At 75.4% G+C, this 12,353-nt stretch carries 12 protein-coding genes; 5 read left to right on the top strand and 7 right to left on the bottom strand.

Annotated features, from left to right (window positions below):
- Nucleotides 1-101: 101 nt before the first annotated feature.
- Together ACGFXC_RS08365 and ACGFXC_RS08370 are read right to left on the bottom strand one after the other, a co-directional pair.
- Nucleotides 102-1,478, bottom strand: coding sequence for an ROK family protein (locus ACGFXC_RS08365; protein ID WP_393710735.1), 1,377 nt, complete (start codon nucleotides 1,476-1,478; stop codon nucleotides 102-104).
- Nucleotides 1,479-1,519: 41 nt separating this feature from the next.
- Nucleotides 1,520-2,194 (bottom strand): alpha-ketoglutarate-dependent dioxygenase AlkB family protein, encoded by a 675-nt coding sequence (locus ACGFXC_RS08370; protein ID WP_393710737.1) that lies wholly within the window; start codon nucleotides 2,192-2,194, stop codon nucleotides 1,520-1,522.
- Between the two features lie 36 nt (nucleotides 2,195-2,230).
- Here ACGFXC_RS08370 and ACGFXC_RS08375 point away from each other — a divergent pair, with 36 nt between their 5' ends.
- Entirely contained in the window at nucleotides 2,231-2,974 is a 744-nt protein-coding gene (locus ACGFXC_RS08375; RefSeq protein WP_393710739.1) for a maleylpyruvate isomerase family mycothiol-dependent enzyme, read from the top strand.
- A gap of 16 nt (nucleotides 2,975-2,990) precedes the next feature.
- On the opposite strand, the gene ACGFXC_RS08380 is transcribed toward ACGFXC_RS08375, so the two are convergent.
- Nucleotides 2,991-4,034: a spherulation-specific family 4 protein gene (locus ACGFXC_RS08380; RefSeq protein ID WP_393710741.1), complete on the bottom strand. Its 1,044-nt coding sequence runs from the start codon at nucleotides 4,032-4,034 to the stop codon at nucleotides 2,991-2,993.
- 189 nt (nucleotides 4,035-4,223) lie between these two features.
- Entirely contained in the window at nucleotides 4,224-4,922 is a 699-nt protein-coding gene (locus tag ACGFXC_RS08385; protein ID WP_393710743.1) for a TetR/AcrR family transcriptional regulator, read from the bottom strand.
- Between the two features lie 150 nt (nucleotides 4,923-5,072).
- On the opposite strand from ACGFXC_RS08385, the gene ACGFXC_RS08390 reads away from it, so the two are divergent.
- Nucleotides 5,073-5,531, top strand: a complete 459-nt coding sequence (locus tag ACGFXC_RS08390) for a nitroreductase/quinone reductase family protein (protein ID WP_393710745.1) — start codon at nucleotides 5,073-5,075, stop codon at nucleotides 5,529-5,531.
- 69 nt (nucleotides 5,532-5,600) lie between these two features.
- Here ACGFXC_RS08390 and ACGFXC_RS08395 read toward each other — a convergent pair whose 3' ends face one another.
- Nucleotides 5,601-6,791, bottom strand: a complete 1,191-nt coding sequence (locus ACGFXC_RS08395; protein WP_393710944.1) for a geranylgeranyl reductase family protein — start codon at nucleotides 6,789-6,791, stop codon at nucleotides 5,601-5,603.
- Between the two features lie 444 nt (nucleotides 6,792-7,235).
- Between ACGFXC_RS08395 and ACGFXC_RS08400 the strand changes: the two genes are divergently transcribed.
- Together ACGFXC_RS08400 and ACGFXC_RS08405 are read left to right on the top strand one after the other, a co-directional pair.
- Nucleotides 7,236-8,600: a dipeptidase gene (locus ACGFXC_RS08400; RefSeq protein WP_393710747.1), complete on the top strand. Its 1,365-nt coding sequence runs from the start codon at nucleotides 7,236-7,238 to the stop codon at nucleotides 8,598-8,600.
- Nucleotides 8,601-8,774: 174 nt separating this feature from the next.
- Nucleotides 8,775-9,479 (top strand): MBL fold metallo-hydrolase, encoded by a 705-nt coding sequence (locus tag ACGFXC_RS08405; RefSeq protein ID WP_393710749.1) that lies wholly within the window; start codon nucleotides 8,775-8,777, stop codon nucleotides 9,477-9,479.
- Between the two features lie 19 nt (nucleotides 9,480-9,498).
- Here ACGFXC_RS08405 and ACGFXC_RS08410 read toward each other — a convergent pair whose 3' ends face one another.
- On the bottom strand, nucleotides 9,499-10,134 hold the full coding sequence (locus tag ACGFXC_RS08410; RefSeq protein WP_393710750.1) for a helix-turn-helix domain-containing protein: 636 nt from the start codon (nucleotides 10,132-10,134) through the stop codon (nucleotides 9,499-9,501).
- Between the two features lie 78 nt (nucleotides 10,135-10,212).
- Here ACGFXC_RS08410 and ACGFXC_RS08415 point away from each other — a divergent pair, with 78 nt between their 5' ends.
- Nucleotides 10,213-11,199, top strand: a complete 987-nt coding sequence (locus ACGFXC_RS08415) for a class I SAM-dependent methyltransferase (RefSeq protein WP_393710752.1) — start codon at nucleotides 10,213-10,215, stop codon at nucleotides 11,197-11,199.
- 71 nt (nucleotides 11,200-11,270) lie between these two features.
- On the opposite strand, the gene ACGFXC_RS08420 is transcribed toward ACGFXC_RS08415, so the two are convergent.
- Entirely contained in the window at nucleotides 11,271-12,320 is a 1,050-nt protein-coding gene (locus ACGFXC_RS08420) for an NUDIX domain-containing protein (RefSeq protein WP_393710753.1), read from the bottom strand.
- Nucleotides 12,321-12,353 lie beyond the last annotated feature (33 nt).

Raw genomic sequence — 12,353 nt, forward strand, 5'->3', positions numbered from 1 at the left:
CCCAGACGCCCCTTCCCCCCGGCCCCCGCGCCCGTCACCCGGCAGCCCGGCGCCCCGCAGCCGGCACCCGGCGCCGGGCTGCCGGGTGACGGGCCCGCCGGTCAGGCGGCCGCGGCGCCCAGGGCCCCGAGCGGGTCGTCCAGCACCGGCTGCCACGCCAGCTCCGCGGCGCCGACCAGGCTGTTGTGGTCGAGGGTGCACGGCAGGATCGGCACGCCCCCGCTGCGCCCCCACAGGCTCCGGTCCGCGACCACCGCGCGCAGCCGCTCCGGATCGGCGTGCAGCAGTTCCCGGTGGAGTCCGCCGAGGATGATCCGGTCCGGGTTCAGGATGTTGACCAGGCCCGCGAGGCCCAGCCCGAGCCGGTCGATGAGCTCTTCGGCGGCGGCGCGCACGCCCGGCTCCGCGTACTCGGTGCGCAGCAGGTCACGGGCCTGCTGGAGCAGCGAGACCTCCGGTCCCGGGATACGGCCCGCCGCGGTGAGGAAGGCCAGCGGGTCGGCCTCCACGTCCAGGCAGCCGCGGCTCCCGCAGTGGCAGGCGCGCCCCTCCGGGTTGACGGTGAGGTGGCCGACCTCCAGGGCCAGGCCCGCGCTCCCGCTGTGCAGCCGGCCGTCCAGGACCAGCGCCCCGCCCACGCCCCGGTGGCCGGTCGCCACGCACAGCAGGTGCTGCGCGCTGCGCCCCGCCCCGTGCCGGTGCTCGGCCAGCGCGGCCAGGTTGACGTCGTTGCCGGTCAGGGCCGGTCCGTCGATCCCGGCCGCCTTCACGCACCGCGCGAAGATGGCCCGTACGGGAGAGCCGGCCGGCCAGGCCAGGTGCAGCGGGTTGAGCGCCGTGCCCTCGGGCTCCGCGACCGCCGAGGGCACGGCGAGGCCCGCCCCGACGCAGCGCCGCCCGGACGCGGCGAGCAGCGCGGCGCCCGCCTCGACGACCGCGCCGAGCACCTGGGCGGGATCGGCGGAGACGGTGACCTTGCCGGGCGCCGTCGCCACGATCCGCCCGCCGAGGCCGACCAGGGCCGCGCGGAACCCGTCCGGGTGCACCTGCGCGGCCAGCGCCACCGGGCCGTTCTCGTCGACGGCCAGCCGGTGCGAGGGGCGGCCCTGTGCTCCGCCCGCGCCGCCGGGGCGGGAGTCGACGCGGATCAGGCCGAGCGCCTCCAGTTCGGCGGCGACGGCACCGGCGGTGGCACGAGTGACGCCCAGCTCGGCCGTCAGGACCGCACGCGTCGGGGCCCGGCCGGTGTGGACCAGCTCCAGCGCCGGGCCGAGGGCGCCCCGGCCGCGCTCCAGCCTGGTCCGCGCCGACGCCGCGGCGGCCGCCGCGGCCGAAGGCGCTGCCGGGGCCGGCGGAGCCGCCGAAGCTGCCGGAGCGGTCTCCCCGGCGGTCTCCCCGGCCGGATCCGGAGTCGTCGCCGCAGCCGCGGACACCGTGGTCACATCCCCCACCCGCGGCGGGGCCCCGTTGCCGTTCATGAGAGGGATCCTCGCATGATCGGGAGGTGTCGGGCGCCCGGCTACGGCCCGAGACCGCCGACCCGCAGTGTGATGTTGAGCCGCCCGGTCAGTCCCAGGCCGGGCGGCCCGGTGCCGGGCAGGACCTTCGGCACTCCGTGGAAGGCCAGCCGGCCCGGTCCCCCGAAGACGAACAGGTCCCCGCTGCGCAGCTCGACGTCCCGGTACGGGCGGGCGCGCGAGGCCGTGTTGCCGAAGCGGAAGAGGCAGGTGTCGCCCAGGCTGAGCGAGACGACCGGGGCGCCGGAGCGCTCCTCGGCGTCCCGGTGCATGCCCATGCGGGAGTCGCCGCCGTAGAAGTTGACCAGGGCGATGTCGTACGCCTCCCCGGGCTCCAGGGTCCCGGCGGCGGCTCCGGGGACGGCGGCGGCATCGGCTACGGCCCGCCGGCCCAGGTCGGCCAGCCAGCCGGGCATCGGCTTCACGGGGGCCCCGTCCCCGTCGACGGCGGTCCGCGCGTACCCGTACGGGTACCAGTGCAGCCCCAGGCAGACCTGCCGGGCGGTCATCGTCCCGCCTCCCGGCGTGCGGACGGTGCGCAGCCCGGCGGGCGGACGGGCCCATTCCCGGCAGGCCGCGAGCAGTTCCCGCTGGCTCCGGGGCCCGAGCCAGTCGGGCAGGTGCACCGCGCCGGGTGCGATCTCCACCGGCTCGCGCGGGAACAGTTCTCCGTCCACCCCCCCATTGTCGCGGCGCGCTGGCAGACTCGCGGTATGAAGATCACCGAATACGTGGAGACCCTCGACCGGGAGGGCCGGCTGCTCGCCGAGGCGGCCGAGCGGGCGGGTACGGAAGCACCGGTACCGACGTGTCCGGGCTGGCGGGTGAGCGACCTGCTGCGGCACGTGGGCTCGGTGCACCGCTGGGCCGCCACACTCGTCGCGGACGCCCTACTGGAGCCGGCGCCGTACCCGGACCTCCCCGAACTGGCCGGGGCGGAGCTGCTGGCCTGGTTCCGGGAAGGGCACGCGGAGCTGGTCCGGGTCCTGACGGAGGCGCCCGCGGACCTGGTGTGCTGGACCTTCCTCCCGACGGCGCCGTCCTCGCCGCTGGCGTTCTGGGCCCGTCGGCAGGCCCACGAGACGACCGTGCACCGCTTCGACGCCGAGTCCGCGCTGGGCCCGGCGCGCACGCCGGTGAGCCCGGAGTTCGCGGAGGACGGGGTGGACGAGCTGCTCACCGGCTTCCACGCCCGGCCGCGCAGCCGGGTGCGTACCGAGGAGCCGAAGACGCTGCGCGTGCGGGCGGCGGACACCGGGGCGGTGTGGACGGTGCACCTGTCGCGCGAGCCCGCCCGTACGGTGCTCGGCGACACCGGGGAGGCGGCGGACTGCGAGCTGACCGGTGAGGCGGCCTGGCTGTACGCGGCCCTGTGGAACCGGGTCCCGCTGGCCGGTCCGGAGGTCTCCGGCGACGCCTCGCTGGCCGCGCTGTGGCAGGAGACCGCCCGCATCTGACGACAGGCGCGGGCGCTCAGCCGAGGGTGGCCGCGTAGCGGGTCTGGGGGCTGAACTCCCACTCGGGTGCGGCGTTCCAGGGGTTGGGCATGGCCGCGCTGGTCGCGTACGCGTAACCGGCGCCGCGTTCGAAGGCGGTGCGCAGGGTGGTGCGCATCGCCTCCTCGTCGGGGACGTCGTGGACGAGGTGCCAGAACGAGGTGCCCGCCGGGTCGAGTTCGGCGCCCGGCCGGTAGCCGCCGACGGGGTCGAACACGTTGCCGCCGGGCCAGCCGGTGGAGGTGTAGGCGGCGTAGGAGTCCTCGAAGGTGACGAAGACGTCGGCCGTGCGGTGGCCGGGTTCGAGGTAGCAGCCGGCGATGGCCGTGCCCGGGTTGTTGACGACGAGCTCGTCGGCGCCCGGGGCCACGGCGTTCATCGTCTCCTGGACGTAGCGGCGCAGTGCGGCGTACCGGTCGCGGGTGGCGTTGGCGGGGCCGCAGTCGCGGCTGACGACGTCGAAGAAGATGCCGTCGACGTGGAGGCGGCCGCCGGTGTCCCCGGCGGGCCGCAGGTAGTTGTCGACGGAGGCCTTCACCGCGGCGAGGTCGCGGTTGCCGTGGTCGGTGTGGACGTACCCGAGGACCTTGGTCTTCTCACCGGTGGCGGTGGTCCCGGCGCGCAGGGCGTCCGCGCGGGCCCGCCAGGCGGCGTCGAAGGGGGCGTCGCCGTTGCCGGGGTTGAGGACGACGACGGAGGCCGCCGGGCCCGCGGCGGTGAGGTCGGCCAGGACCCGGTCGCCCGCCCAGACGTAGGCGGGCACGGCTATGTCCAGGCCCCGCACGCCCGGCGCCCGGGGTCTGGGCGGCGCCGGGGCCGGGACGTCGGTCGCGGAGGGGACGGGCGCGGGTGCCCGGGCCGACGCGGGTACGGGCGCGGGCGCGGCGGGGGCGGCGGACGCGGCCGGGCCGCGGGCACCGCGGGGCCCCTCGGCCGGGGCCGTCACGGCGGGTGCGCAGGCGGCGAGCAACCATGTCGCCAGGGCTGCGTACAGGGCCTTCACGGCGCGGGCGCGGGGCATGGCTGTTCCTCCGGGCGGGCTGGGGGGGGCGACCCGACGAACAGTAGACGCGCGGCAAGTCGGTGAAGGGCGAACCACCCACTTTGATGTGAGGAACAGACAAGCGATCTGTCACCTCATCATCTGATGGGACGTCGGACGGGCCGCCCCGGACGGAGGCCGTCCGCACCGGCCCACCGCCCGCGCCCCTCAGACGGCGGGCAGCCCTACCGCCTGCGCCAGTTGATCGGCGGCGTGCGCGAAGAACGCGTCCCGCTCCTCGACGACCCGGTTGAACTGGCCGAACAGCTCGGCGGAGACGAGCCCGACGAGCTGCGCCAAGGCGGCGACGAGGGCGGCGGCCACTTCGGGCGGCAGCCCCTCGGCGAAGTCGGCCGCCATCCGGGCGGCTTCGGTGCGCAGGGCGGCGGGCAGCGGCGGCAGGGCCAGGCCGCGGCCGGCGTGGGCGGCGCGGAGGATGCCGATGAGGACGTTGGCGACCCGGGAGGCCGGGCCGACGGTGTCTTGCGGTGCGCTGTACCCGGGGACGGGGGAGCCGTAGACGAGGGCGTACTCGTGGGGGTGGGCCAGGGCCCAGGCGCGGACGGCCCGGCAGACCGCCGCCCAGCGGGCGCGGGGCGGGTCCCCGGCGGCGAGGGCGGCCGCGTCGGCCGCCTCGGCGGCGGCACCGACGCTGTCGTAGGCGTCGATGATCAGCGCGGTGAGCAGCTCGTCGCGGCTCGGGAAGTAGCGGTAGAGGGCGGAGGAGACCATGCCCAGCTCGCGGGCGACGGCGCGCAGCGAGAGCTTGGCGGCGCCTTCGGCGGCCAGGGCGCGGCGTGCCTCGTCCTTGATGGCGGCGGTGACCTCGATGCGGGCCCGTTCCCTGGCCCCTCGCACGGTGCTCATGGGCCTCAGGGTGCCATACGAGTGGAGCAGTGCACAAAGATACGAGCGCCGATCTATTTAGAGAGCACTGCTCTTGTTTTGGTGCGGCGATCCGTGCACACTGTTCTCAAGCGAGAGCACCGCTCTCCCGGTCCGCCCCCGGAGGCCCTCATGAACGCGCCCACCCCCTACTACGCACAGGCCAGCGCGGCCGGCGTCCGTTTCAACGCCTTCTTCGGCAAGCTCGCCCGCTTCGGGATCAGCCTGGCCGGGACCGCCGAGCTGTCGGTGCGCGGCCGCAGCTCCGGGCAGATGCAGCGGATCCCGGTCAACCCGCACACGTACGAGGGCGCCCAGTACCTGGTCTCGGCGCGCGGCCACTCCCAGTGGGTCCGCAACATGCGGGCCGCGGGCGGCGGCGAGCTGCGCGTGGGCCGCAAGGTCCGCACCTTCACCGTCACGGAGCTCACCGACCCGGCGGAGCAGGCCGCCGTACTGCGGACCTACCTGAAGAAGTGGGGCTGGGAGGTCAACCGGTTCTTCCGGGGCGTCACGGCGGACTCGTCCGAAGCCGAACTCCGGGCGGCCGCCGCCGACCACCCCGTCTTCCGCATCACGACCGCGCACTGACGCCCCGCGACGAGCCGGGGCCCGGGCCCGCGCCGGGGGCGGGCCCGGGCCCCGTCCCGCCCCGGGCGGCTAGCCGCGGCCGCCGCGGGCCTGGCGGGCGTCCAGCATGTGCAGGGCCTTGCGCGCGAGCGGGTACGTACGCACCAGATCGGCCAGCGTCGTCGACCCGCGCGTGATCCGGGCGAACGCCAGCCAGGCCGGCCGCACGCCCGTGATGGCCAGGTGCAGCATCGCCGGGCGGGACTCGAACACCGTCAGCATCCGCTTGCCGACGCCCATTTCCACGCCCAGCCCGGCCTTGACCGCGAACGCGTAGTTGAGCGCCTGGCGCCGCGCGTCCACCGCGTCCTGCGCTTCGGAGATCTTCACGGCCCACTCCCCCGCGAGCCGCCCCGAGCGCAGTGCGAAGGAGATGCCCTCCCGCGTCCACGGCTCCAGCAGCCCGGCCGCGTCGCCCGCCACCAGCACCCGGCCGCGCGAGAGCGGCGAGTCGGGCTTGCGGCAGCGGGTCAGGTGCCCCGAGGAGATCTCCGGCTCGAAGCCGGCCAGCCCCAGCCGCCCGATGAAGTCGTCCAGGTAGCGCTTGGTCGCGGCGCCGTCGCCCTTCGCCGAAATGACACCGACGGTCAGCGTGTCGCCCTTGGGGAAGACCCAGCCGTAACTGCCGGGCAGCGGACCCCAGTCGATCAGGACGCGGCCCTTCCAGTCCGCGGCGACCGTCGCCGGGACGGGGATCTCCGCCTCCAGACCCAGGTCGACCTGGTCCATCTCCACCCCGACGTGCGCCCCGATCCGGCTGGCGCTGCCGTCCGCGCCGACCACGGCCCGGGCGAGCACCGTCTCGCCGTCCGCGAGGACCACCGCGACCGTACGCCGGTCGGGCACCGCCGTACCGTGCTGCTCGACGCGAGTCACGGCCGTCCCCGTACGGAGCGTGGCGCCGGCCTTCTCGGCCTCGGCGACCAGCGCCGCGTCGAACTCCGGCCGGTTGACGAGCCCGAAGAGCATCCCCTTCGAGCGCCGGGTGCGGGTCAGCTTCCCGTTGTGGGAGAAGGTGACGGCGTTGACGCGGTCCTTGAAGGGCAGGACGAAGCCCGGCGGCAGGGCGTCGCGCGAGGGCCCGATGATGCCGCCGCCGCAGGTCTTGTACCGGGGCAGTTCGGCCTTCTCCAGCAGCAGGACGCTGCGCCCCGCCGTGGCCGCCGCGTAGGCCGCCGAGGCCCCGGCCGGTCCCGCGCCGACCACGACGACGTCCCACACCTCACCGGATCCCCCGGCAACCTCCTCCGGACTCCCGGCCGGTGCCGGTACGGAGGCCGCCCCGCCCTCCTCGGCCGCGCCGTCCGCGCCGTCCGCGCCGTCCGCCTCCGCGGGCACCTGCGCGCGTTCCCGCGCCCGTTCCCCGCCTTCCGCGGGGTCCGCACCTTCCGCGGGGTCCGCGTGGTCCGCGCGTCCCTCCGGTGCGGCGGCCGCCGTACCCTCGTCGCCCGCCCCCCGAGCGGCCTGCCCTGCGCTTGCGCCGTTAACGTCGTCGTCGCTGCTCACGATGTGCTGCTGCTCCTGATCACGCGGTTGCTCCGATGCCGTGGAAATCCTACGGGCACAGTCGCCTCGCCCCTCTGTGCGAGGATCGGCACTGTCTTTCACCTTGCTTTCGCCGCACCCGGCACCCACATAAACGTCGCACCCACGAGGAGCGTGCCCATGTCCCAGAATCCGATCGCCGAGACCGTCGCCTCGCTGATGCCCCGCGCCAAGGCGGAGCTGACCGAGCTGGTGGCCTTCCAGTCGGTCGCGGACTGGGCCCAGTTCCCGCGGAGCGAGAGCGAGGGCGCCGCGAACTGGGTGGCCGACGCGCTGCGCGCCGAGGGCTTCCAGGACGTGGCGCTGCTCGACACCCCCGACGGCACCCAGTCCGTGTACGGCTTCCTGCCCGGCCCCGAGGGCGCGCCCACCGTACTCCTCTACGCGCACTACGACGTGCAGCCGCCGCTGGACGACGACGCCTGGATCTCCCCCGCCTTCGAGCTGACCGAGCGCGACGGCCGCTGGTACGGGCGCGGTGCCGCGGACTGCAAGGGCGGCTTCGTGCTGCACCTGCTGGCGCTGCGCGCGCTGAAGGCGAACGGCGGGGTGCCCGTCTCCGTGAAGGTGATCGTCGAGGGCTCGGAGGAGCAGGGCACCGGCGGCCTCCAGCAGTACGCCGAGGCCCACCCGGAGCTCCTGGCCGCCGACACCATCGTCATCGGCGACGCGGGCAACTTCCGCCTGGGCCTGCCGACCGTCACGGCCACCCTGCGCGGCATGACGCTGGTCAAGGTGAAGATCGACACCCTGGGCGGCAACCTGCACTCCGGCATGTTCGGCGGCGTGGCCCCCGATGCGCTCGCCGCCCTGATCCGGCTGCTGGACTCGCTGCGCGCGGCGGACGGTTCGACCACCGTGGACGGGCTCGCCTCGGACGCGGTGTGGGAGGGCCTGCAGTACCCGGAGGCCGACTTCCGCTCGGACGCCAAGGTCCTGGACGGTGTCGGCCTGATCGGCGAGGGCACCATCGCGGACCGGCTGTGGGCCCGGCCCGCCGTCACCGTGCTCGGCATCGACTGCCCGCCGGTGATCGGCGCGACCCCCTCCGTCCACGCGAGCGCGGGTGCGCTGATCAGCCTGCGCGTGCCGCCGGGCGTGGACACCGCCGAGGCCATCAAGCTGCTGGAGGCCCACCTGGTCGCCCACACCCCGTGGCGGGCGAAGCTGGAGCTGGAGGTCGTCGGACAGGGCCAGCCCTTCCAGGCGGACACCACCAGCCCGGCGTACGCGTCGATGGCGGCGGCCCTGCGGGAGGCGTACGACGGCCAGGAGATGCAGATCAGCGGCATGGGCGGGTCGATCCCGCTGTGCAACACGCTGACGTCCCTGTACCCGGACGCGGAGATGCTGCTGATCGGCCTGAGCGAGCCGGAGGCGCAGATCCACGCGGTGAACGAGAGCGTGTCGCCGCAGGAGCTGGAGCGCCTGTCGGTGGCCGAGGCCCTCTTCCTGGTCAACTACGCGGAGTCCAAGCGCGTCTGATTCACCCCTGCCCGAAGAAGCACGACGCCCGGGGCGCGAGCCGCCCCGGGCGTGCCCGTTTCCGCGCCCCGTTTCCGCGCCCCGTTTCCGCGCCCGGCGTACTGCGCCGTGCGCGTACTCCGCTCGCCGCGAAGTCATGGCCGCCGGGGCGGTGCCGGTGCCTAGGTTCACGGCATGGACATCGTCGAAGTACTCCCCCAGCGGCTCCACATGCTGCGCTTCCCCATCGGCCAGGCCTACCTCTGGCAGGACGGCGGAGCCCTGACCCTGATCGACGCCGGCCACGCCGGGTCGGCCGACGCCGTCGAGGCGGCGATGCGCTCCCTCGGTCTCGCGCCGGAACGGCTGGAGCGGATCGTCCTGACGCACTGCCACCGGGACCACGTCGGAGCGGCCGGTGAACTCGCCGCCCGCCGGGGTGCGCAGGTGGCGGCGCACCGGCTGGACGCCCCCGTGGTCCGGGGTGAACTGCCGGTGCCCGAACCGGTGCTGCTGGACTGGGAGATCCCGCTGTACGCACACGGGCTGACCGCGCCCGAGGCCCCGGCGACCCGGGTCGACCGGGAGCTGGAGGACGGTGACGTCCTGCCCTTCGGGGACGGAGCGGTCGTGGTCCACGCCCCGGGCCACACGCCGGGGAGCATCGGCATCCACCTGCCGGCCCACGGGGTGCTCTTCACCGGTGACTGCGTGGCCGCGGTGGGTCAGGTGATGCTCGGGGTGTTCAACGTCGACCGCGCACGGGCCCTGGAATCCTTCCGGCGCCTGGCCGCCCTCGCACCGGAGGTGGCCTGCTTCGGCCACGGCGACCCGTGGGTGACCGACACCGCGGCCACCCTCCGGGCGGCGGCGGAGGCCGCCGCCGCGCCCACCGGCTGACCGGTTCCCGATCCGCACCTCACGCCTGGGGCTTGGCCCGTACGTGCATGCGCTCGCCCTGCCTCCCGAACAGGCTCAGCACCTCGACGGGCTGCCCGTCGGCGCTGCTGAACCAGTGGGGCAGCCGGGTGTCGAACTCGGCCGCCTCGCCGGGCCCGAGGACGAGATCGTGCTCGGCGAGGACGAGCCTGAGCTTGCCGTGCAGCACGTAGAGCCACTCGTAGCCCTCGTGCGTACGGTGATCGGGCTCGGGACCCCGGTCCGTGATGATCATCTTGTACGCCTGGAGGGGGCCCGGGCTGCGGGTCAGCGGGACGTACGAACCGCCGTGGGGCAGCGGGTGCGGCTTGAGCCGGACCCGGGGGTCCCCGACCTCGGGCGCCCCGACCAAGTCGTCGAGCGGCACCCGGTAGGCACCGGCGAGCGGCAGCAGCAGTTCCAGGCTGGGGCGGCGCTGTCCCGACTCCAGCCGGGAGAGGGTGCTCTTGGAGATGCCCGTCGCCTCGGAGAGGGCGGCGAGGGTCAGGCCGCGCTGCGCGCGCAGCCGCTTCAGCCGCGGGGCCACCTCGTCGAGGACGGTCTGGTAGGGAGCCGGTACGTCCGGGCCGGTGTCCGGGGGCGCGTCCGGGCGCGGGTCCGGCGGAGGTGTGTCCATCCGGGCATTCCACCCCGCTTTCCCGGAATCGGCAACACAAGTTGCCATTCCCCTCCTCCCGGGCGCACCCTCCTCCGCATGAGCGCACACACCTCCGCCCACGAACGCCACCACACCCCCGAGGACCACGGGAGCCACGGGAATCACGCGGGTCACGGCCAGGGACAGGGCCACACCCACGGCCACACGGCCACCGACGCCGACTGGGAGACCCTGGCCACCCACCTGGAGACCAGCGCCGAACTGCATCTCCCCGCCTACCGCGACACGGCGGCCCGTCTGCGCGCGCTGCTCGGCCCCGGGCACCCGGTCCGGCGCGTCCTGGACATCGGCAGCGGGCCCGGTGTGATGACCGGCGTCTTCGCCGAGACGTTCCCGCACGCCGAGGCCGTGGCCGTGGACGCCACCCCCGCCCTGCTGGAGCACGCGCTGGCGCGGGCCGAGCGGCTCGGCCTCACCGGCGGCCGCGTCTCGGTCCGCCAGGCCCGGCTGCCGCAGGACCTGGCGGCCCTGGCGGGCGAGTCCGGCCCCGGCCCCGCCGACCTGATCTGGAGCAGCAAGGCCGTGCACCACGTCGGTGACCAGCAGGGCGCCCTGGACGCGTTGGCCGGCCTCCTGCGCCCCGGCGGCATGCTCGCCGTGGCCGAGGGCGGTCTGCCGATGCGGTACCTGCCCCGGGACATCGGTCTGGGCCGCCCCGGGCTCCAGGCGCGGCTCGACGCCGCCCAGGAGGAGCGGTTCCAGGGCATGCGGGCCGGGCTGCCCGACAGCGTCCGGGTGCGCGAGGACTGGCCGGCGATGCTCGGCCGGGCCGGGCTGACCGGGGTGGGCTCCTTCACGTCCCTCCTCGATCTGCCCGCCCCGCTCCCCGGTCCGGGCCGCGCGTTCCTGCACTCCCAGCTGACGCGGCTGCGCGGGGCGATGACCGATCAGCTGGACGCGGACGACCTGGCGACCCTCGACGTCCTGACCGACCCGGAGGCGGCCGAGGGCATCCTGCGGCGGCCCGACGTCTTCCTCCTGTCGGCCGTCACCGTCTTCACCGGCACCCGTCCGGCGCGCTGACGCCCTCATCCCGGGCCGCCCCGCCCCGTGACCCGGCGCGGCCCGGCGGCCCGGAGCGGGACGCCGGGTGGTCACGGAGTGGGGCGGCCCGCCTCCAGGTACAGGGGGCGGCCACGTTCGCGGGCCCGCAGCGCCCAGCGCAGCCGGTCGTGACGCTGGCGCGGCAGCAGCCCGGCGGCCTCCTCCTCGGTGACGAACCGCCAGGCGCGCAGCTCGGGGCCGGGCAGCCGCAGCCGCGCGGTGTCCGCCTCGCCGAGCCGGCCGCCGTCGAAGAGCAGCCGCAGGCCCCCGTACGCCGGTGAGCGGGGCGGCTCCCAGTCGACCACCAGCAGGCCGGGGGGCCGCTCCAGCGTCAGGCCCAGTTCCTCCGCGACCTCCCGTACGCCCGCGCGGGCGGGGGCCTCGCCCGGCTCGACGACCCCGCCCGGGAACTCCCAGCCCGGCTTGTACGTCGGATCCACCAGGAGCACCCGGTCCCGGTCGTCGAAGAGCAGCACCCCCGCCGCCACCGTCTCCCGCGTCGGTTCCGGGGTCTGCACGATGTCGCAGACGGCCGCGGTGCCGGTGCGTACGGCGTCGGCGATCCGCTCGGCGGTCTCGCGTACCGAGAGGCGGCCGTTGTCGATGACGTGCGCGTCGCCGGTGAGCCAGGACAGCGCCTGGAGGTAGAGCGGGATGTGGTCGGCGCCGCGGCCCGGATCCCGGCCCGGATCCCGCGGGTCCGCCGGCTGCTCGGGTGCCTCCCGCCGCCGTTGCGCCAGGCGCTCGCGCAGGATCGTTTCCTCAGGGGCCAGCAGGACGTGCCGCACCGGAATCCGGCGCGCGGCCAGACCGCCGAAGATCTCGTCCCGGTAGTCCTGGCGCAGCAGCGTCATCGGCACCACCAGCACCCCGCCCGTCTCCGCGAGCACCGCCGCCGCCGCGTCCACGACGAGCCGCCGCCAGCTCGGGAGGTCCTGGTAGTCGCTCACCTCGGCGAGGCGCTTGCGCGGCAGCAGCCGGCGCACCGCGTCGCCGATGAGCTGCGGGTCGTACAGGGTTGCGTCCGGCAGGAGTCCGGCCAGTTCGCGCGCCGTGCTGGTCTTCCCGGCACCGAACGTGCCGTTGATCCAGACAATCACGTCTACCCCTCTCCCCAGGGCTCGGCTCCCAAG

The sequence above is a fragment of the Streptomyces sp. NPDC048507 genome (assembly GCF_043199995.1).
Lineage (GTDB): Bacteria > Actinomycetota > Actinomycetes > Streptomycetales > Streptomycetaceae > Streptomyces.

Bases quoted from the DNA above. Each gene is read 5' to 3' on its own strand.
- ACGFXC_RS08385 (WP_393710743.1), bottom strand. From the start codon at position 4,922: ATGAGCACCGTGCGAGGGGCCAGGGAACGGGCCCGCATCGAGGTCACC.
- ACGFXC_RS08390 (WP_393710745.1), top strand. From the start codon at position 5,073: ATGAACGCGCCCACCCCCTACTACGCACAGGCCAGCGCGGCCGGCGTC.
- ACGFXC_RS08375 (WP_393710739.1), top strand. From the start codon at position 2,231: ATGAAGATCACCGAATACGTGGAGACCCTCGACCGGGAGGGCCGGCTG.
- ACGFXC_RS08415 (WP_393710752.1), top strand. From the start codon at position 10,213: ATGAGCGCACACACCTCCGCCCACGAACGCCACCACACCCCCGAGGAC.
- ACGFXC_RS08405 (WP_393710749.1), top strand. From the start codon at position 8,775: ATGGACATCGTCGAAGTACTCCCCCAGCGGCTCCACATGCTGCGCTTC.
- ACGFXC_RS08380 (WP_393710741.1), bottom strand. From the start codon at position 4,034: ATGCCCCGCGCCCGCGCCGTGAAGGCCCTGTACGCAGCCCTGGCGACA.
- ACGFXC_RS08365 (WP_393710735.1), bottom strand. From the start codon at position 1,478: ATGAACGGCAACGGGGCCCCGCCGCGGGTGGGGGATGTGACCACGGTG.
- ACGFXC_RS08400 (WP_393710747.1), top strand. From the start codon at position 7,236: ATGTCCCAGAATCCGATCGCCGAGACCGTCGCCTCGCTGATGCCCCGC.
- ACGFXC_RS08410 (WP_393710750.1), bottom strand. From the start codon at position 10,134: ATGGACACACCTCCGCCGGACCCGCGCCCGGACGCGCCCCCGGACACC.